Source organism: Methanothermobacter sp., assembly GCA_030055615.1.
Taxonomy (GTDB): Archaea; Methanobacteriota; Methanobacteria; order Methanobacteriales; family DSM-23052; genus Methanothermobacter_A.
Genome location: JASFYN010000001.1, coordinates 50876 through 69878, shown reverse-complemented (window position 1 = coordinate 69878; position 19003 = coordinate 50876). Strand labels below are relative to the sequence as shown.

The following is a 19003-nucleotide window of genomic DNA, read 5'->3' as shown; positions in this document are numbered from 1 at the left end:
TTACACTACTTTTTATATTTTAAATTACAAAATATTAAAAAATCAATATAATCTCACTATGCATATTTCCCTGTTTAGTACCTGAATCTGAAAAATTATATGAGTCTCCAGTCCACAAGCAGAAAATAATATCACAAATGAGAAAAATCATATATAAAATTAACAAATCTTGGAGGATTCGAATGTATAGGATCGGTGAAGCGCTTATAGGAAAAGGCAACGAAGTCGCCCATATAGATCTTATAATAGGGGATAAGGAAGGCATTGTAGGCTCAGCCTTCGCAACTGGACTTACAAATATTTCAATCGGCCACACGCCCTTGCTTTCTGTTATAAGACCTAATTTAATGACAAAACCTGCAACATTAATGATACCTAAGGTGACCATTGGAAATTTGGAAGATGCTAATAAAGTATTCGGACCTGCCCAGACAGCTGTTGCAAGAGCTGTTGCAGATGCTGTCGAAGAGGGAATAATACCAAAGGAGAAGGTCGAAGACTTGGTCATAATTGTGAGTGTTTTCATCCATCCCGAGGCGGAAGACTACCAGAAAATCTACCATTATAATTATGGGGCGACGAAACTTGCAATAAGAAGGGCTATGGAAAACTATCCATCAATTGAAAAGATCCTTTCTGAAAAAGATAGGGGCGTGCATCCAGTCATGGGGTTCAAGCCTATAAGATTATGGAACCCACCATATTTACAAGTTGCCTTAGATCTTGAAAGTATTGAAGAAATGGAAAGGGTAGTGGATGTTCTTCCACCACGTGAGAGGATATTGCTCGAGGCGGGCACACCACTTGTCAAAAAATTTGGTGTGGGGATTGTAAACAGGATAAGGGAATTAAGAAAGGATGCATTTATAATAGCAGATCTTAAAACTTTAGATGTGGGGAGGATGGAAGTTAAGATGGCGGCTGACGAAACAGCAGATGCAGTTGCCATATCAGGGCTTGCAACAAAAGCAACAATTGAGAAAGCTATCCATGAAGCACAAAAACAGGGCATATATTCTATCCTTGACATGATGAATGTTGAAAACGTCCAAGAAAAACTTGAAGAACTTAAATACAAACCTGACATCGTACTTTTACATAAGAATATTGATGTTGGAACAGCAGAAGTTTCAGAATGGGGGAACATCCCAGAAATAAAGAAGATCATAGGTGAAAGAGGATTAGTAGCTGTGGCTGGTGGGATAACACCATCCAAGACAAGAAGAGCCCTTGAAAGTGGCGCTGACATAATAGTTGTTGGAAGATATATAACTGGGTCCAAGGATCCGAGAAGAGCAGCAGAGGATTTCCTAGAGGAATTACCACCAGATCCTGACACTATGAGACTACCACATGAAGAAGACGAGGCCATTTAACATTTTTTTATTATCCAAAGATTTTAACTTATAAGTTAAAAGTTATAATTTATAAGTTATCAGTGAATTTAAAACCGTACACAACAAACAATAAAAAAAACTATCCAACACCACAAAAACTATAAATATTAAAGGAATATGGCTGTTCTAAAAAAAGATTTGAATTCAGGTGAAATAATGGATGTAATCGGCATATGCGGAAGTCCCCGCAAACAAGCCACAGAATACGTTCTGAAAAAAGCGCTTAACAGACTAGAAGATGAAGGATATGAAACAGAATTTTTCACTGTCAGAGGAAAAGACTTGAACCCTTGTAAACATTGCGATTATTGCCTAAAGAAAAAGGAATGCATAAACAAAGATGACATGTACACCCTTTATGATCTCCTTCCAAGGGCAAAGGGCATAGTAATGGCGACACCAGTTTACAATGGTGGGTTAAGTGCCCAGACAAAAATTATAATAGACAGATGCCGAGCACTCAACATGAAGGATTATGATATTTTACGTGGGAAAATCGGAATGGCAATTGCCGTGGGTGGTGACAGATCAGGAGGACAAGAACTTGCAATTCAACAAATACACACTTTTTATATAGCCAATGGCGTGATACCAATAAGCGGAGGATCATTCGGAGCAAATCTTGGCGCATGTTTCTGGTCAAAGGACACGTTAGAGGGTGTTAAAAAAGATAAAGAAGGATTCAGAAGCCTCCATAAGACCCTTAAGATGTTCATGAGATTCTTGAAAAAAGAATGATAATTTTTATAAAGACCAAGAATCTTTTATTTTTTCTTGGGTGATTTAATGAGCTTGACAAATAGCACGTCAAAACTAGTGAAAGGCAGCTTCCTTATAATGGTCAGCAGCCTCCTTTTCAGAGTTGGAGGATATATATACAGAGTATTCATGACTAGATTGCTTGGACCCGAAGGTTATGGTCTTCTCGGTTTAACATTCCCCTTGCAAGGGATATTCCAAATACTTTCAGCTGGTGGTCTGCCACCAGCCATTGCTAAATATGTCGCACAACACAAGGCACTCAATGAGGATCAGATGGCAACACAAGTTCTTCACACTTCTTTGAAGCTGATGATCATCCTTGGTCTCAGTTTTTCTATTATAATATTCTTCTTGGCACCTTGGCTTGCAAATGATGTTTTCCATAAACCCCTTTCAGTTTATCCTATACAGGCTGTTTCGCTTATCACACCATTTAGTGTTATTGTAGGTGCATTTAGGGGTGCCTTCCAAGGTATCTATAAAATGGAATATGTTGTTGTGACACGGGCTATTGAACAAATATTCATGATAATATTCGCAGTCATATTTGTAATGATCGGCTTTTATGCGGCCGGGGCTGTTATAGGTACAGGTTTCGGTTTTATAGCATCTGCCATTTCTGCACTTGTAATTTATAAAAAGTTACTTAAAGATTACCTGCCCCCAGTGGAGCCTGAAAATAAATTGAACTTCCAAGAAGAGTTAGGATTAATGAAAGTCCTTTTAAGTTTTTCCATTCCAGTAATTATAACAGCATTATCTGAAATGGCCATTTATGATATAAGCGTTTTTGCTATAGGTATATTCCTAGCAACCAAGGCAGTTGGTTATTATACTGCAGCGGATCCAATCGCAAGATTACCCCTTATAATCTCCCTTTCGGTTGCTACAGCTGTTTTACCAGCCGCTTCAGAAGCTTCAGCGCTTAAAGACAAAAGTTTGCTTGAAACTTATGTAGTACAATCCTATAGACTTGTCATGTTATTTGTTCTACCATTATGTGTTGGTATCGCAATATTTTCAAAACCTATACTTGAACTCCTCTTTGGGGGTGCTTTCATTTATGGTGCCGGTGCACTTACAATACTTGTGGTTGGCATGACATTTTACACACTCTTCGCAGTATCTGCAAGCATCACCCAAGGAATAGGCTACCCACGTCTTCCAATGTACATATTATTGATAGGTACTCCTATAAACCTCATACTTAACATTATCATGGTGCCAGTCTACGGCATTGAAGGGGGTGCTCTTGCAACAACCATCGCAACATTCATTATAATGGTGCTCTCTTTATGGAAAACATTCCAAATCACCAATGTGAGACCACCATACACCGCATTTTGGAAGATAACACTAGCATCCGTTATAACAGCCATTCCACTCATCATAATACCTAATACAATAACAGGACTTATAATAGCACTTATAATATCATCCCCAATATATGTAATAGCACTATTAATCGTGAAAGGCTTCGAAAAAAGAGATATACGTCTAATGAAACGTTTCAGTTCAAAAATGGGGCCTTTAAAGAAGCCGATCAACAAATTAATCGACCTTATCGATAAATACACTCCCAGGTAATTGGGAGGATAACATGTCAAAAGAAAACTACAAATTAAAAATAAAAGGAAAAAACATCTGGCTCGATAATAAAAGGTTTAGATTACTCCAATCGATAAACGAATATAATTCGATAAGAAAGGCTTCTGAAAAATCAGAAATCCCATATAGAACAGCACTTCTATATATAAAGAGGATGGAAAATACACTCGGAGAAAAGATTGTTTCAACAAGAAGAGGCGGCGCTGGTGGAGGTGGAAGCAGTCAACTCACAAAGACTGGTAGAAATATAATACAAGAATACCTTAAAATGCAAGCCTTATTTAGAAGACAAGGCACATTTAATGAACTTGAAGGTATCATCAAAGACATAAACCTAGAAGATAAAATTATCGAAATCAAAGTGGGGAAAAATATTATAAAAGCCCCATTAAAGGAAAGATTTGAAAAGGGGGAAACGGTGATTCTACTAATACATCCAGAAGACATATTACTCATGGACAAAAAATATAAGATAAGCGCAAGAAACCTCTTAAAAGCCAGGATTAAATCCATCAAACCTAGCTATAATATCCTCAAAGTTAAATTAAAAATGGATAATATAGAGTTAACAAGTTATATAACAAGACAAGCCCGGGATGCCATGAAACTAGAAATTGGCAAAGAAATCTTCGCAGGATTTAAGGCAACAGCCATAGAAGTCATAAAACCGTAAAAGGTAACTATATGAAAATAATCATAGATCATGAAAAATGTACAGGTTGCGGGGAATGTAAAGAATCATGTCCCAAAGGCGGTAAAATATGGACGATAGATCGGAAAAGGAAAATAGCGATCCCATCCAATCTCGAATATTGCCATCTTTGCATTATCTGCGCAAGCAGATGCCCTGCGGAGGCTATAAGAATAATAAGGGATGATAATTATGAGAAAAGCCCAGAAATCGAGGAAAACCCATGAAACAGAGGTTAAAGTGGATATAAACTTGGATGGTGAGGGAAATTATATCATCGACACAGGACTTAAATTCCTCGACCATATGCTAGAATCCTTCGCTATACACGGACTATTTGATCTTGAAATAAAAGTAAGGGGAGATTTAGAAGTCGATGATCACCACACCATCGAAGATGTTAGCATAACATTAGGCAAAGCCTTCAAAAAAGCCCTATCAGATAAAAAAGGTATAAAAAGAATGGCTCATGCAATAGTACCAATGGATGAATCGCTCGCGATGGTGGCGGTGGACCTTGGAGGAAGGGCATATTCAGTCCTTGACATGGAATTTAAGAGGGATGAAGTTGGTGATGTTTCAACAGAAAACATTCCACATTTCATGGAATCATTCGCAAAAAATGCTGAAATTAACATACATGCAAAGGTCAATGGAAGAAACGATCACCACAAGATAGAAGCTCTTTTCAAGGCATTTGCAATCGCGCTAAGAAGTGCTGTGAAAATCGAACATCAAAAGATACCGAGTACAAAAGGCGATTTATAATTTTTAACACATACGATTGTTTCATAATAAGCGCATGTTACAAAATTATAAGATAATATTTTAAGGCTTCAAAAATTGAAGCCTTCACATTTCTGAAACCGTCATAACAATTGTAGAAAAAAATGATAAATGTTTTTTTTTTGAATCTCGTTACAAAAAATGGGGACTGTATAATCACAATTCGACATAGAGAATAAAAAATGAGAGATTGGTATTGTAAATGAGGAGGCACGGATTTGTTGACGCTGATCTGGGGGGGTAATTTAAGACTTTGAAGATTTATTTATATGTTCGGCGGCTATAAGTGCCGTAGCGGCAGCGCCTACAATACCCCTTGAAACTCCCGCACCGTCCCCTACAGCATATAATCCGCTGATTGGGGTTCTCATATGCTTGTCCACTTTTATTCTCATTGCATAAAGTTTTATCTCGGGAGCATATAAAAGCGTGGAATCTGAGGCCACCCCTGGTATGACTTTATCAAGCGCTTCTAAGCCTTCTATTATATCAAGGACTATCCTGTAGGGTAGGACAAGTGCGATGTCTCCTGGTGTTACATCCTTTAATGTTGGCTTCACTGGACTCCTTTTTAATCTCTTCCAAGTGGATCTTCTCCCTTTCCTAAGGTCTCCTAATCTTTGTATTATTGGTTTGCCTCCACCGAGTGTGTTAGAAATTTTTGCGATTGAAAGGGCATATGCAGATGTATTTTCAACCGGCTCTGTAAGCTCAACTTTGACTAAAAAGGCAAAGTTAGTGTTATCAGATGATTTTGTGCGCATGGAATGCCCATTAACCCCTTTAAAATCGTCATAGGCTTCCTCGACCACGAAACCTCTGTTGCAGACGCAGAACGTTCTTACAAAGTCGTCGTAGCTTTTTGTTATAATATGGAATTTCGGATCCCAATTTATCCTTGTAATATCCTCCATTACAATACTGGGGACTTCAACTCTTACTCCAATATCCACTGGATTGTACTTTATAGGGATTGAAAGTTTTCTCATTTGCTCTGCAAGCCACATGGAACCGGATCTGCCAGGTGCAAGGATCAAAAATCTACATTTTATTATGTTCTCATTCCCATTCTTATCCTTAACTTTGAGCCCCTCTATTTTTCCATTTTTTGTTATGATATCTAATGCCCTTGTTTCTAGGAGAAATTCCACACCTCTTTTTTCAAGGTCTTCTTTTATAGACTTTATGACCATGGGCGTCTTATCGGACCCTATATGTCTTTGAATGATGGGAATAAAATTTATACCCGCTGCAGCTGATTTTTTCAAAATCTTTTCCACTTCTTTTTCCTTGGGTGAATATAATTCCTCTGGGGCTCCATGTTTGAGGAAAAAACTGTCAACTTCCTCTACAAGCTCCCATGCCTTTTTTTTATCTACAAATTCTTCTAAGTCGCCTCCAATATCTGGTCTTAAGTTTAGTTTCCCATCTGATAATCCACCAGCCCCTCCAAGGCCACACATTATGTTACAAGGCGAACATTTTCTACATATACCATCTTTTAGGGCTGGACAATATCTTTTGTCCATGTCCCTTCCTTTATCAACCACTAAAACTTTTAAATGGTCTGCTAGTTTGTCTGCGGCGATGAGACCTCCGGGACCTGCCCCGACTATTATTACATCAAACACGAAAACACCAAAAAAAGAGTAAAATAAAAAAATAGATTTTATGAAGGTTTCTCGAGTAGTTTTTCCTTGGATAGTGTTTCTCCTTCTTTTCCGTGTGGTGTTCTCTTCACGGTATCGTTGGATTTTTCTATTTCTCTTGCTTCTTCTGCTAGTTTTGCGGCTGTTGACATCATTTCGTGTGCAGATGCTACTATTGGTATGTATTTTTCTGGGTCTTGTACCATGAAGCATCCTTCGACGTCAATGTCAGCGACTTTTGTTGCTATTTCATATGCTGCCATGGCCTTTGCTTTTGCATATGGGTTTTTGAAGCCTGCAGCTTCTACTGCCACGTCTCTTGTAATTACGAGTTTTGGTAGTTCAATTTCTTTTCCAGCTTCTACATCAGCTATCATGGCGTCGATGGTCTCATGGACTACTCTGTATGCTCCTGTTAATGCAAGTACTTTCATTAAGTCTGCATTGAATGCTGCCATTTCAGTTGGGTCTAGGAATTCTCTTCTTGCACCTATCATGGAGTCTGCTTTGACTATAATGTAACCGAGTCCTTGTTCTTCGATTTCATCTTTCACACGAAGTCCTGGAGCATCTCCCACTATCATTGCGGGTACGTCGGCTTCGGAGAGTAGTTCTCTTGCCCTTGCAGGTCCCGGTGCCGCTGGGTTTGGGCTTATGAATATGACAAAGTCTCTGTCTAGTTCGAGCATTTTGGGGACTACAAATTCTATATCATCAGGGTTCATTTTTGTTCCAGATCCCATTACACGGATCTCGACATTTGGTCTGTCAGCTCTTTCATCAAGTACTAGGTCGATCACTGGGGATGTTCCAAGGTTTCCACATTTTAGTACACCGATCTTTGCAACCATTTTATATCACCAAATTTTATTATTCCAGTATTTATTAAGTATTTTTTCATCTAACATTTATAGTTAAATTTTTATACCAGTAAGATGAAAAAGGTGATTGTGAATATTTTTTTCTGCCTCTAAAGCCCCAATCATGTAGGACTCTTATACTAAAAGCTGCTTGTAGGTAATTCTGGATTTATTTTTCCTTCGTTATCTTATAAAAAAACTTCCATTTGTAAAAATACAAATGGGATGATATGAGGGGATAATCCTCCAAGTTAGATAAGTTCACCTAAATTTTGATCGGGCTCCCCATATTTTTTTGAAACTTTTAAAACCGCCGCATGAACCTTCTGGTTGGAAGTTTTCCAGTAAGTTGATCAATTTCTCTAAAGACTCCTCTGCAGTTGAAAGGAGGTAAGCTGAATCTGGAGGCTTTAAATCATATATTAAATGGTTTATGTCTTCTATTTTGGCTATTGGTATGCCTATTTTTTCACAGAGGTCGATGCTTGCATGTTGACGATGAAATCCTGCGATTTTGATTGAAGGAACCCCGAGAACGCCGGCTTCTATTGTGACTCCCATACCAGCAGCATAGATCATAGCCTTTGAAGCTTTCATTAAACTTGGAAGGTCAACAAAACCTTCTAGAACGTGGATTTTTTTTGAGGTTATATTTTTTTTGATGAATTTCCTATCAAATCTGAAAGGTGCCAATAAGACATCTTCCCTTAACGCTTCCAATGCCTTGATTAGAGGGGAAATATCATGGGTTTTCAAATCGCCTCCAAGTACTGCAAGTATGAATTCTTGAAGATTGTACTTTTCTTTAACAGCCTCTGGATCTTCAAGTTTTAAATTTTTGACATAGATAGCGTGGGGATAGCCTCCTATGTTTTCTACGTTCTTTAAATGGTAATTTCTTTCAAGATATTCTTTGTATTCAGTGGAAGGTGCTGTTACAAGGTTGGCAAATGCTATCATTTCAATAGGGTTATAAATGTCCTGTTCAATATGTAGTACGGGTATTCTAAGTAGTTTGGCGGCTGCAATACTCTTTCGCACATCACCTGCATTACCACAAGTTAAAAGGATATCTGGCTTGCTTTCTCTTAAAGCTTTAACAGCCTTTTTAATATCTGATAATATCCTAGCCGTGATAAGGATCTTGTTACCATTAGAACGTCTACTCTCCCCAATAGGATATATACTTTGACAATAAGGTTCTAAAAGTTCTTTAACGCCTGTTCCATGTGATAAAGCGATGAAATTGGCGTTAAATTTTTCCATTAATGGTATGAATGTCTTTGCGGGTGCTAATTCAGCTGCGATGGCCACTTTCATAATATGCCTCCTTTATTATCGCGGCCACAGCCATTAAATAGAATATCCATACTACAAGATCTGTTGGGCCTGTTTCAATCCATACAAGAGTGTGAGCTAATATTATCGCGTATAAAGCTGTGAAGAAATCTTTTTTGATCTTTTGGATTATATGGAGTAAACCAAGGATTAAGCCTATGATGAACATTTGTAGTATCATGGCAAAAAAACCGAAGTCTAGAATTGCGGGTCCAAAGATTGTTGAGGTGCTTGAATGTTTATATCCTAGGACTGTTGTTCCCACAATAATCCTAGGATCGGTGGATGTGAAAAATCCTGTTAAAGTAGAATATAATAATCTACCATGTGTAGCGCCCTCAAATTGGATTACACGGTCAAAAACTGTTAATGTATACCCTGCGCGATAAAAAAATAATTCTATAGGATTTAAATTCCAATGCTGCCATTCTATAGATTTAACGGCGACATAGCCTATGACAATGGTCAGGGAAATTATAAGGATTCCAATGAGGGTAAGCTTTTTTATGGAAATGTGTCTTGTATAATATAAGTTTATAAGTACACTGAGTAATATGACCACTGTAGTTGTCCTGTATCCTGTTAAAGCGAACAAAATCAGTCCAAGGATGAAAAATCCATAATAAGAGTCTCTTTTAAATCTGGCCAATAAGAAGTTTATGGAAAACAAAAATAAAAGATAAGATATGAACCAGATTTTGGTTAGGGCCTTGGCTTTAAGGTATCCGCTAAATAATGGTATACCACCAACATTGTACAAGTTCCATGCCGCTAATATTATACTTATGATTAGGATAATTAATAAAATTGGCTCATAAATGTGGTTAGATTCTCTTTTAACCTTAGATGGGGATGATTTGAAATTTGAGGATGTTAGAACTCCTAAAGCGTAGAATAGTGAACCTATACTGATATAGATTATGGAGATGGGTGATGGGAAATTTAAGCCTCTGATTTTATAATGGAATGCTACATATGCCATTAGGAGATATGCTATGATTGCAACAATTATGATATAAGGTGAAAAAATGTCCTTATTCTTAAACATGGATATCATCTTACTGTTCTAGTGCATTGGATGTTAGTGTTGCTGCAAATTTTGGACATGAAGCTGCATGTATATGAATATAACTTGCGAGGGTTTTTTTAGATGTGAGACCGTCCATCCCTTTTTTTATGCCCTTTCCTCTTTGTATTTTAAATGCAAATTGTGGATTGCCTGTAACTTTTATGTTTGAGTAATGAAATTCATGTCCTTTGAAAATTTCAGTTTTTGGAGATATTATGTTGTCCATTGTTGATTTTGCTATTACATAACTTAAACCTTGGACTTTCCGCGTCATTGTAGACTTGTAAGGGAATATATTGCACATTTCATGTCCATCTAAGGATCTTGAAAGATATAATAGGCCTCCGCATTCTCCGAATATTGGTTTTTCATCTTCATGGAACTTTTTAATGGAATTTTTCATTGAAGTATTTTTTTCGAGTTGTTTTGCGAAAATTTCTGGGTATCCTCCGCCAATATAGATTCCGTCGACGTCAGGAATCTCCTCGTCATGTAAAGGGCTGAAATAACATAAACTGGCTTTATTATCTTTTAAAGCTTCTAGGTTTTCCATGTAGTAAAAGTTGAATGCTTCGTCATATGCTATGCCTATTTTAACCTTTTTATGGTTTTTTACTTGCCAGAGGGGTTCTCTTTTGCCTTTTATTTTTTTAGCGTTTTTCATTATATTTTTGAGTTCATCAAGGTCAATATATTCTTTTACCACATTTCCCCACTTTTCTATTGAAAATTTTAGATTTTCACGTTCCACTGCAGGTACCAATCCTAGATGTCTCTGTTCAACCTTCAAATCTTTTCTTCTAGGTATGCCACCGATCACTTTAGTATCTGAAAGTTCTTCAATGGCTTTTTTAGTTTTGAGGTAATGTCTTTTATTTTTAACTTGGTTTAGGATCACCCCTTCGATTTTAACCTCTGGGTCTAATGCTTTGAAACCAAGTACTATTGCAGCTGCACTTTTTACCAGACTTCTAGAATTAATTATCAACACAACAGGAGCGTTTAAAGCTTTCGCTATTGATGCTGTACTCCCAACATCATCAATTGGACTTATACCCTCATATAAACCGCGAACACCTTCTATAATAGCCATTCGCGCATTAGATGTTTCCATGCCCCTTATAAATGCTTCTCTAATCTGCCCATCTGACATGAAAAACGAGTCAAGATTACGTGAAGGATTACCTGTGGCCATAGTATGATAAGATGGATCTATATAATCTGGGCCAACCTTAAAGGGTTGAACACCCTCACTGGATAATGCCTTCATTATACCGGTAGAAATGGTGGTTTTACCAACAGCACTACCACTACCTGCAAGCACAACTCTCATAATATAGAATCCAATAAAACTTCTATTTAATTCCTTCGACAAGAAGGTTCGTTCATAGTAATAAGTCAGAAAAATCGTTATAAATTGTTATATTCGCATTTTATAGAACCTATCTGCAAATGGAATATGCGAAAGTATTGAATCATATTCTTGTATCACATTAAGTGAGGAAATTTTAAGCCCGACGTGTACTTTAGCTAAGCAAGAACCCATCTAATAGAGAAGTGAAAGCCAAGGTATACTATAAGGATCCTTTTATGTCCAAATTTACCTTAACAAGAAAAAATAAATTTTAACAATACCAAAAGCCTATTGACTTCCTTTGTGTGGGGGTAGGATATGGCCGTCCGGAATTCGTCTCCAATCCGATACTCATAAAATATCATCAAAAAAATTATATATAATATTCCATCTACAGATATGTCCTTCTTAAAAAAGGCAAGTCAAAATTTTTATCGCAGATCCCTCGAAAACAGAAGTAAATCTGTGTAACAATTTGTGGTTTCTGCAGGGCTTAAAGGTATTTATAATCAGCCAATAAATTACTTTTTTATTCTACTTTGGTGCCACCCCATATTGCTATGAGTCCAACAATTATTTTCAATGCTGCATGCCAAACCGGATCCTTGAGATTTGGAAATGGGAATCCAACAAAACCGAGTATACCCATTATTATTAACAATATACCAATTATGTAAAGTAACCATTTTGTCACAGTACCACCCCCTCTCTCTAAGCGCCCTGCAGAAACCAAATAAAAATTATATAATGAAAGGAATATAAACTTTACTAAATAATTTTTTTGAGATATGAGGTTATGTTGGAGCGTAAAAGAAAATTGCAAATATTAAGTGATTCTGCACAATTTGATTTATGCGATTATAGTGCAGATGAAAAACAAAAGAATGTAAATCTTCCTGGAATATATTATAGTAGCATGAAGGGTTGTAAAGTTCCCTTATTTAAGGTTCTGCTTAGCAATAAATGCTACAACGATTGTAAATATTGTCTAAATTGTAGTAAACGGGAATTCACGCGCATTGAATTAGAACCAGGTGAATTATCAAAGGTTTTCATGGACTATTATGAAAAAAGGTACGTGGAAGGTTTATTCTTAAGTTCGGCCACGATAGATGATGTTGATAATACCATGGAAAAACTCGTTGAAGTAGTGAGGATTCTACGCCATGATAAAGGATACGATGGTTATATACACCTTAAAATCTTGCCAGGAACCTCAAGGGAACTGATTAAAAGAGCCATGGAATTGTCAAATAGGGTGAGTATCAACCTTGAAACAGCAACAGCAGATGGACTTTCAGCTCTTTCATCAACCAAGGACTATAAAATAGATATTATAAGGAGAATGAAATGGATAAAAAAAATTCATGACAAGAATCCTGATCTCACCCCTTCTGGTCAAAGCACCCAATTCATTGTAGGCGCAATTGAAGAAACCGACCAGGAAATTCTGAAGAGGATATCATGGCTTTATGATAAATTAAATATTAAAAGAATATATTTCAGTAGTTTCCAAGCATTGGAAGGCACTCCATTAGAGAATAAACCAGAACCAGATCCCAGGCGTTCAATACGTTTATATCAAGCTGATGCATTGGTAAAATCTTATAATTTTAAATTAAGTGAATTTGAATTCAATGAAGGATTTTTGGACTTGGAGATGGATCCAAAGTATGTGGCAGCGCTCAAAAGTGACATGTTTCCATTAGATATTAACACTGCTACTTACGATGAACTTATACGAGTACCTGGCATCGGCCCCATATCAGCAAGGAGGATAATCTCAAAAAGGAGAGAAGGCAGAATAAATAGTCTAGATGAACTTAAGGGGATGGGTGTGTGGATTAAACGTGCTGAAAAATTCTTATACATTGATGGTTATCAAAGCAGTTTAGATAATTTTCAATAATCCTATTTGAGTTCTGAGAATAGAGCCCATATTTCAGGGTATTTGTTTTTAACAGCTTCTTCGATTAATAGAGACGCCTCTTTGCTTATGCTGAATTCTGGTTTTGTCTTCTTTAAGTATCTTAAAACTGCAGCTGATCTTGCGGACCATAATGTTATCCTAGGGTTCTTTTTAACTTCTTCTAAAACTTCTTTGACTTTATCTTTGGGATATGTGATTGGGGGTGTTAATGTGTCCCTGGTAGGTTTCTTTCGTGGAGTGGGTGTTGATTTTGCTTTTATTAAAGCGTCGAGACCTTTTCCAAGACTTTTATTTTGTCTTGTCATTTTTCGTCCTCCATTCTGATTAGTTCCTCTGCTAACTTAAGGTATGCTTTGGAACCTTTACAGTCTTTGTCATAAATTATGCATGGTTTTCCATGGCTTGGGGCTTCTGCTAAGCGAATATTCCTTGGTATTATTGTTTTGAATATGTATTCTTGTGGAGAGAAGAAGTTTTTGATCTCCTGGTAAACCTCTCTTCCAAGTCGAGTTCTCCCATCATAGAGTGTTAATAGTATGCCTTTTATTGGGCATGGACTCTTTAAGCGGCTTTCGACTAATTTCATGGTTTTAAGGAGGTCAGCCATGCCTTCAAGGGCGTAATATTCTGCTTGTATTGGTATTATAATGCTATCACCCGCAACAAGGGCGTTTAATGTTAGTATTCCAAGAGATGGTGGGGCGTCGATGAATATGTAATCAAAATCTTTTTTGATGGGGTCTATAGCTTCTTTGAGTATGGTGTGATAGCCTATTTGGCTGGTGAGTTCCACTTCCGCGCCACTGAGGGCAAGGTTGCTTGGAATAATATACAAGTTGGGTATCATTGTCTCTTGGATCGTTTCTTCTATTTCTGCTTCTCCGCTTATAATAGAGTATATTGTTGAATTTAATTCTGCCTTGTTGACTCCAAAGCCTGTTGTTGCATTTGCTTGGGGGTCTATATCAACTATTAGAACCTTTTTGCCCAGGATTGCGAGTGCACTTGATAAATTTACTGCTGTGGTTGTTTTACCACAGCCTCCTTTTTGGTTTATAATGGATATTATTTCACCCATGGAAAACCTCCAAGAATTTAACTATAATAAGTTCTAAATTATCATTTATAAAGTATACCTTATAACTTATAAGTTATAACTTATAATGTGGGGTTCATATAAAATCTCATGAACTTCTACATTCAGAAATTGATCCTCTCAGAAACTCTCACAGGTAAAGTAAGTGGCCTGAAAGGCATCCCTTTTACTTCATTTTTTACCATTGAAATAAAATCTCCTAATTTCAAGACCTTCTTCGCACCGGTTTTCCTAATACTCACTGAAAATTCAGCACTTTCAAGTTCTCTGTCACCCACAACTATAACATATGGTATCCATTCCTTGGCCGCGTCCCTGATTTTTTTACCAACACTCTCTGGCCTATCATCGACATCGACTCTGATACCCTCATCCCTTATCTTATCAGCAATCTTCATTGAATAATCGACATGCCTTTCTGCAACTGCTATTATCCTGACTTGAGTTGGTGAAAGCCACACAGGAAACATTGGAGGCCTCTCTTCCATTTCAATGGCCGCCTTCTCCAGCAAACTACATATTACCCTTTCTATACTCCCAGTAGGACTGCAATGGAGTATTATAGGATTCTTATCAGTCCCATCTTCCTCAAGAAATGTTATATCAAATCTCTCCCCGCTCTCAACATCTATTTGGACCGTTGGATTCTCTATAGGCCTTCCGAGATAATCTATCGCTGCAAAATCCATTTTAGCTATCCAATAATGCTTTCTTTCAGGTAAAAGTTCCAATAGTATGGGTTTGCCAACCTTCTCCACAAGTGAGAATATCCAATCCTTATACCGATTATAGAAATCCTCTGTAGCCCTAAATATTACCTCATAATCCACTTCAAAATCCTTGGAAGTTTTAAGACAAATTTCAACTTGCTTTTCAAACTCTTCAAGTGCTTGACCCATGTCTCTGCATACTGTGTGAAGATCTGGCATGGTGAAACCTCTAAGTCGCTTGAGGCCAACAACTTCCCCCTTCTTTTCTAGTCTGAAACTGTAAGTTGAAAGTTCATAGACGCGTGCAGGGAGATTTTTCCATGTTAAAAACGAATCTGATAATATTCTGAAGGCCCCGAAGCAACAAGCATATCTTAACATTAATTCCTTTTTGTTTTTCATCCTGTACTGTCTTTCCCCAAACTTCTCAGCATGTACTCTTATTGCTTTGTCTTCAAGGTCGTACATTATTGGTGTTTCCACTGGCATGGCGCCCTCTGATGTTACGAGTGTATATACATAATCTGCTAGAAGATCCCTTATAAGACGCCCTTTCGGGTACCAGCGGAGGTGTCCAATATCAGCAGAAGGTTCATAATCAGCCAAGTTTTTTTCCTTCATGAGTTTAACATGGGGCGGTTCTCCACCCTTACTTTCCAAGACCCCTAACTCGTAATCTACAAGGGATTTGAAATTCTTGCTTTTGAATTCAAAATCTTTAGGATCTATAAGTTTTCCATTTTTGATTATGAACCATTTGGATTCTATTTCTTCTTCAACTATTTTTTCTCTTTTAGGTTCTGCTTTTATTGTCCTCGAAAGTTCTGAGAGTGGATGGCCTTTACATGATATCTTGAACGCCTTGTACCATCCGAATGGTACTCTTGAAACATTGAATCCTTCATTTTCCAAGGCAGCTTCCATGTTTTTTAGGATTTTTTTCGCCATTTCGGGCGAGCTTAAAGATGAACTAAGGTGAGCATAAGGGTATATGACAATCTTCTCGGCTTTAACTTTGTTAAAAACCTCTTTTATCTCTTTGATGGCATTTTTGATCACCGCCTTTGGATTAGTTTCATCTTCTTTTTCAATTGCTGTGAAAACTACTAAAGATTCTTTAAAGGATCCTTCCATCATCTTCTCTGGTATATCCTCTGCTATACTTGTTTTATTCCGTACATTGTATTTTAGATAATCTGCGTGGATTAAAAGTATCCTCATCTAAATCACCTAAGCCTTTCAAGTGCGGAGTAAACTTCAACTATTTAGTTTGAATTTTTTGAGATTATAAAATTTTGGGGGATTATCGAATTTGATCAAAGACCTCAAGATATTAGAATATTTGAGTTCGGCGATTCCTGGTATTGATTCCAGACCCCAACAATAGCACTCTCTATGAGCGAATATTTTCCTTGAAATTTTGAAGATACCTACATCTGGGCTTCTAACAATTATCTTGGTGAAACATGTGTAAATTTGATTTTTATACTTTTTGATAAAGTGAACATTTGCCATTACCTTCACCCCCCAAATTTTCTAAAGGTTTCTGTTAATTTTTCAAGTTAACCTTAGAATAAAGATCCATCCTTACCTTTTATGTCCTTTTTCGGCTTTGTTGAACACACTTTTTTGAAACTGATACTTTTGTAGAAGCATGATATTAATATTAGGGTCTGACTCTCTCTCAATTCTTATGAAAATTTTATTGAAAATTTTAAAGTGCCATAAATTTTAAACCTTAGAAGTTTATGCGTGAGTTATCTGGGTGGCTGTTGTCGATATGAATGAACTAAACAACATATAAGCCACTAATTCATATTGTAGGGGTCTAATTGTTCCAATAGCTTCTTCTACAACATTCATGCCATCATCAACCACACTTTGTACCAATTTAGTGACAAAATTACTTATAGTTTGCACACCGAAATAAATAACGGTGACAGATTATGAAATATCGCTGTAAAGTATGTGACTATATCTATGATCCAGAGAAGGGCGATCCTAGCCAAGGTATAAAACCTGGAACGCCTTTTGAGGATCTTCCAGAAGATTGGATTTGTCCAATCTGTGGAGTTGGAAAAGATCAATTCGAGCCATTAAAGGAAGAAAGACCCCCACAAAAGGCAAGGGATATTCAAATGTTCTGCTACCAATGCTCCCAGACAGTAAAAGGGAAAGCTTGCACAATAAGAGGAGTTTGTGGAAAAGAGCCAACAGTCGCAAGACTACAGGACAACCTCTTATTTGTCATAAAAGGAATATCCGCCTATCTTTACCATGCACGTGAACTAGGATATACTAACAATGAAATAGACGCATTTCTTGAAAGAGGATTCTATTCTACTCTAACAAATGTCAATTTCGACTCAGAAGAATTCATAAAACTTGCACTTGAAGCGGGAGAGATGAACATAAAAACAATGAAGCTCTTAAAAAGGGCTCACATAGACAATTATGGCGAACCAAAACCTACAATAGTAGAAGTCGGAGCATCATCCGGGCCAGGAATCATAGTAACAGGTCACAGTTTAAAAGCGCTCGAAGAATTACTAAAACAAACCAGAAATACAGGTGTAAACATCTACACCCATTCCGAGCTTTTACCAGCCCATGGTTATCCTGGCTTGAAAAAATATGAACATTTGAAAGGACAACTTGGCGGCCCATGGTTTGATCAAAAAGAAACATTTTCAAAATATCAAGTTGCAATACTTGGAACATCAAATTGCGTACTCTTCCCAAAGGACGAGTATAAGGACAGAATGTTCACATGTGGCGTTGCAAAACTCCCAGGAGTAGAGTACATCGAAGATTATGATTTCACACCATTAATCGATAAAGCCCTCGAATTACCATCACTAAAAGAAGAAGAGGAAAAGAAAACATTTACAACTGGTTTCGGCGCTTCAACCATACTATCATTATCTAACAAAATAAAAGAGCTTGTAGAGGATGGTAAGATCAGAAGATTTTTCTTGGTTGGTGGATGCGACTCCCCACTCCCCAAAGCAAAATATTATAGAGAATTTGTAAGTAAACTTCCAGATGATACCATTATATTGACACTTGCTTGTGGAAAATATCGTTTTAATGACATGAACCTTGGGGATATAGAGGGAATACCACGTCTTATAGACCTTGGACAATGTAACGATGCCATAGTGGCAATAGAAATTGTAGAAGCCCTCAGCAGATTATTCAACATGGAAATAGATGAACTACCACTTAGCATAGTATTAAGTTGGATGGAGCAAAAAGCAACAGCCATACTCTGGAGCTTATTCGCACTAAACATGAAAGGAATGTATGTAGGTCCCATACTCCCTGGTTGGGCTAACGATGACATCATAAAATTCCTAGTGGAAAAATATGATCTGAAACTTATAAGCAGTCCTGAAGAGGACATGAAGGAAATGTTAAGGTGATACAATTGGAGGATTTGAAAGGAAAAGTTCTGAAATTGAAGGAGCTAGTAGATTATCAAGAGGGTGCAGTGGTAAGTCGTGAGATCATAAGACGTGATACAGGTACAGTTACAGTATTCGCCTTCGACAAAGGACAAGGTCTAAGTGAGCATACAGCACCATTTGATGCTATAGTCCAGATCATCGACGGCAAAGCCGAGATAACAATAAGTGGCAAAAAACATGTGCTAGAAGCTGGGGAAATGATTATCATGCCAGCCAACGAACCACACGCATTATATGCAAAGGAACCATACAAGATGGTACTCACCATGATAAAATCATAGCC

General features: G+C 37.3%; 19 protein-coding genes. 9 read left to right on the top strand and 10 right to left on the bottom strand.

Going from position 1 to position 19003, the window contains the following annotated elements:
- Window positions 1-182 precede the first annotated feature (182 nt).
- From QFX38_00350 to hisB, 6 genes are all read left to right on the top strand, one after another.
- Complete coding sequence (locus QFX38_00350) at window positions 183-1376, top strand: bifunctional 5,6,7,8-tetrahydromethanopterin hydro-lyase/3-hexulose-6-phosphate synthase (GenBank protein ID MDI9623331.1); 1194 nt, start codon at window positions 183-185, stop codon at window positions 1374-1376.
- Window positions 1377-1553: 177 nt separating this feature from the next.
- Window positions 1554-2135 carry a flavodoxin family protein gene (locus QFX38_00345; GenBank protein ID MDI9623330.1) on the top strand — a complete coding sequence of 194 codons (582 nt, stop codon included), beginning with the start codon at window positions 1554-1556 and terminating at the stop codon, window positions 2133-2135.
- 48 nt (window positions 2136-2183) lie between these two features.
- Window positions 2184-3746 carry a flippase gene (locus QFX38_00340; GenBank protein ID MDI9623329.1) on the top strand — a complete coding sequence of 521 codons (1563 nt, stop codon included), beginning with the start codon at window positions 2184-2186 and terminating at the stop codon, window positions 3744-3746.
- 13 nt (window positions 3747-3759) lie between these two features.
- Window positions 3760-4440, top strand: coding sequence for a TOBE domain-containing protein (locus QFX38_00335; GenBank protein ID MDI9623328.1), 681 nt, complete (start codon window positions 3760-3762; stop codon window positions 4438-4440).
- Between the two features lie 11 nt (window positions 4441-4451).
- On the top strand, window positions 4452-4685 hold the full coding sequence (locus QFX38_00330) for a ferredoxin family protein (protein ID MDI9623327.1): 234 nt from the start codon (window positions 4452-4454) through the stop codon (window positions 4683-4685).
- Window positions 4648-5226, top strand: a complete 579-nt coding sequence (gene hisB / locus QFX38_00325; protein MDI9623326.1) for an imidazoleglycerol-phosphate dehydratase HisB — start codon at window positions 4648-4650, stop codon at window positions 5224-5226. The genes QFX38_00330 and hisB overlap by 38 nt, the downstream gene beginning before the upstream one ends.
- 263 nt (window positions 5227-5489) lie before the next feature.
- On the opposite strand, the gene QFX38_00320 is transcribed toward hisB, so the two are convergent.
- From QFX38_00320 to QFX38_00295, 6 genes are all read right to left on the bottom strand, one after another.
- Entirely contained in the window at window positions 5490-6875 is a 1386-nt protein-coding gene (locus QFX38_00320) for an NAD(P)/FAD-dependent oxidoreductase (GenBank protein ID MDI9623325.1), read from the bottom strand.
- 38 nt (window positions 6876-6913) lie between these two features.
- Complete coding sequence (locus QFX38_00315) at window positions 6914-7744, bottom strand: F420-dependent methylenetetrahydromethanopterin dehydrogenase (protein MDI9623324.1); 831 nt, start codon at window positions 7742-7744, stop codon at window positions 6914-6916.
- A 270-nt stretch (window positions 7745-8014) separates the two neighbouring features.
- On the bottom strand, window positions 8015-9073 hold the full coding sequence (locus QFX38_00310; protein ID MDI9623323.1) for a UDP-N-acetylglucosamine 2-epimerase: 1059 nt from the start codon (window positions 9071-9073) through the stop codon (window positions 8015-8017).
- Entirely contained in the window at window positions 9051-10139 is a 1089-nt protein-coding gene (locus tag QFX38_00305; GenBank protein ID MDI9623322.1) for an oligosaccharide repeat unit polymerase family protein, read from the bottom strand. The genes QFX38_00310 and QFX38_00305 overlap by 23 nt, the downstream gene beginning before the upstream one ends.
- A 10-nt stretch (window positions 10140-10149) precedes the next feature.
- The gene (gene cfbB, locus QFX38_00300) at window positions 10150-11493 is read right to left on the bottom strand and encodes a Ni-sirohydrochlorin a,c-diamide synthase (protein ID MDI9623321.1); all 1344 of its coding nucleotides are present in this window, start codon (window positions 11491-11493) and stop codon (window positions 10150-10152) included.
- A gap of 550 nt (window positions 11494-12043) precedes the next feature.
- Complete coding sequence (locus QFX38_00295; GenBank protein MDI9623320.1) at window positions 12044-12208, bottom strand: hypothetical protein; 165 nt, start codon at window positions 12206-12208, stop codon at window positions 12044-12046.
- A gap of 102 nt (window positions 12209-12310) precedes the next feature.
- On the opposite strand from QFX38_00295, the gene QFX38_00290 reads away from it, so the two are divergent.
- On the top strand, window positions 12311-13423 hold the full coding sequence (locus tag QFX38_00290) for a helix-hairpin-helix domain-containing protein (GenBank protein ID MDI9623319.1): 1113 nt from the start codon (window positions 12311-12313) through the stop codon (window positions 13421-13423).
- 2 nt (window positions 13424-13425) lie between these two features.
- Here QFX38_00290 and QFX38_00285 read toward each other — a convergent pair whose 3' ends face one another.
- The 4 genes from QFX38_00285 to QFX38_00270 form a co-directional block, all read right to left on the bottom strand.
- Window positions 13426-13749 carry a hypothetical protein gene (locus tag QFX38_00285; protein MDI9623318.1) on the bottom strand — a complete coding sequence of 108 codons (324 nt, stop codon included), beginning with the start codon at window positions 13747-13749 and terminating at the stop codon, window positions 13426-13428.
- A complete protein-coding gene (locus QFX38_00280; protein MDI9623317.1) occupies window positions 13746-14522 on the bottom strand; it encodes a ParA family protein in 777 nt (258 codons plus the stop codon). The genes QFX38_00285 and QFX38_00280 overlap by 4 nt, the downstream gene beginning before the upstream one ends.
- Before the next feature lie 122 nt (window positions 14523-14644).
- The gene (locus tag QFX38_00275; protein MDI9623316.1) at window positions 14645-16471 is read right to left on the bottom strand and encodes a threonine--tRNA ligase; all 1827 of its coding nucleotides are present in this window, start codon (window positions 16469-16471) and stop codon (window positions 14645-14647) included.
- A gap of 36 nt (window positions 16472-16507) precedes the next feature.
- A complete protein-coding gene (locus QFX38_00270; GenBank protein MDI9623315.1) occupies window positions 16508-16765 on the bottom strand; it encodes a hypothetical protein in 258 nt (85 codons plus the stop codon).
- A gap of 431 nt (window positions 16766-17196) precedes the next feature.
- Here QFX38_00270 and hcp point away from each other — a divergent pair, with 431 nt between their 5' ends.
- Both hcp and QFX38_00260 read left to right on the top strand, forming a co-directional pair.
- Window positions 17197-18675 carry a hydroxylamine reductase gene (hcp, locus tag QFX38_00265; protein MDI9623314.1) on the top strand — a complete coding sequence of 493 codons (1479 nt, stop codon included), beginning with the start codon at window positions 17197-17199 and terminating at the stop codon, window positions 18673-18675.
- 5 nt (window positions 18676-18680) lie between these two features.
- Window positions 18681-19001, top strand: coding sequence for a cupin domain-containing protein (locus QFX38_00260; GenBank protein MDI9623313.1), 321 nt, complete (start codon window positions 18681-18683; stop codon window positions 18999-19001).
- Window positions 19002-19003 lie beyond the last annotated feature (2 nt).

Coding starts and splice junctions, on each gene's coding strand:
- QFX38_00270 (MDI9623315.1), bottom strand. CDS start 16,765: ATGGCAAATGTTCACTTTATCAAAAAGTATAAAAATCAAATTTACACA.
- QFX38_00340 (MDI9623329.1), top strand. CDS start 2,184: ATGAGCTTGACAAATAGCACGTCAAAACTAGTGAAAGGCAGCTTCCTT.
- QFX38_00280 (MDI9623317.1), bottom strand. CDS start 14,522: ATGGGTGAAATAATATCCATTATAAACCAAAAAGGAGGCTGTGGTAAA.
- QFX38_00315 (MDI9623324.1), bottom strand. CDS start 7,744: ATGGTTGCAAAGATCGGTGTACTAAAATGTGGAAACCTTGGAACATCC.
- QFX38_00305 (MDI9623322.1), bottom strand. CDS start 10,139: ATGTTTAAGAATAAGGACATTTTTTCACCTTATATCATAATTGTTGCA.
- cfbB (MDI9623321.1), bottom strand. CDS start 11,493: ATGAGAGTTGTGCTTGCAGGTAGTGGTAGTGCTGTTGGTAAAACCACC.
- QFX38_00345 (MDI9623330.1), top strand. CDS start 1,554: ATGGATGTAATCGGCATATGCGGAAGTCCCCGCAAACAAGCCACAGAA.
- QFX38_00285 (MDI9623318.1), bottom strand. CDS start 13,749: ATGACAAGACAAAATAAAAGTCTTGGAAAAGGTCTCGACGCTTTAATA.
- hcp (MDI9623314.1), top strand. CDS start 17,197: ATGAAATATCGCTGTAAAGTATGTGACTATATCTATGATCCAGAGAAG.
- QFX38_00350 (MDI9623331.1), top strand. CDS start 183: ATGTATAGGATCGGTGAAGCGCTTATAGGAAAAGGCAACGAAGTCGCC.
- QFX38_00330 (MDI9623327.1), top strand. CDS start 4,452: ATGAAAATAATCATAGATCATGAAAAATGTACAGGTTGCGGGGAATGT.
- QFX38_00335 (MDI9623328.1), top strand. CDS start 3,760: ATGTCAAAAGAAAACTACAAATTAAAAATAAAAGGAAAAAACATCTGG.
- QFX38_00310 (MDI9623323.1), bottom strand. CDS start 9,073: ATGAAAGTGGCCATCGCAGCTGAATTAGCACCCGCAAAGACATTCATA.
- QFX38_00275 (MDI9623316.1), bottom strand. CDS start 16,471: ATGAGGATACTTTTAATCCACGCAGATTATCTAAAATACAATGTACGG.
- QFX38_00290 (MDI9623319.1), top strand. CDS start 12,311: ATGTTGGAGCGTAAAAGAAAATTGCAAATATTAAGTGATTCTGCACAA.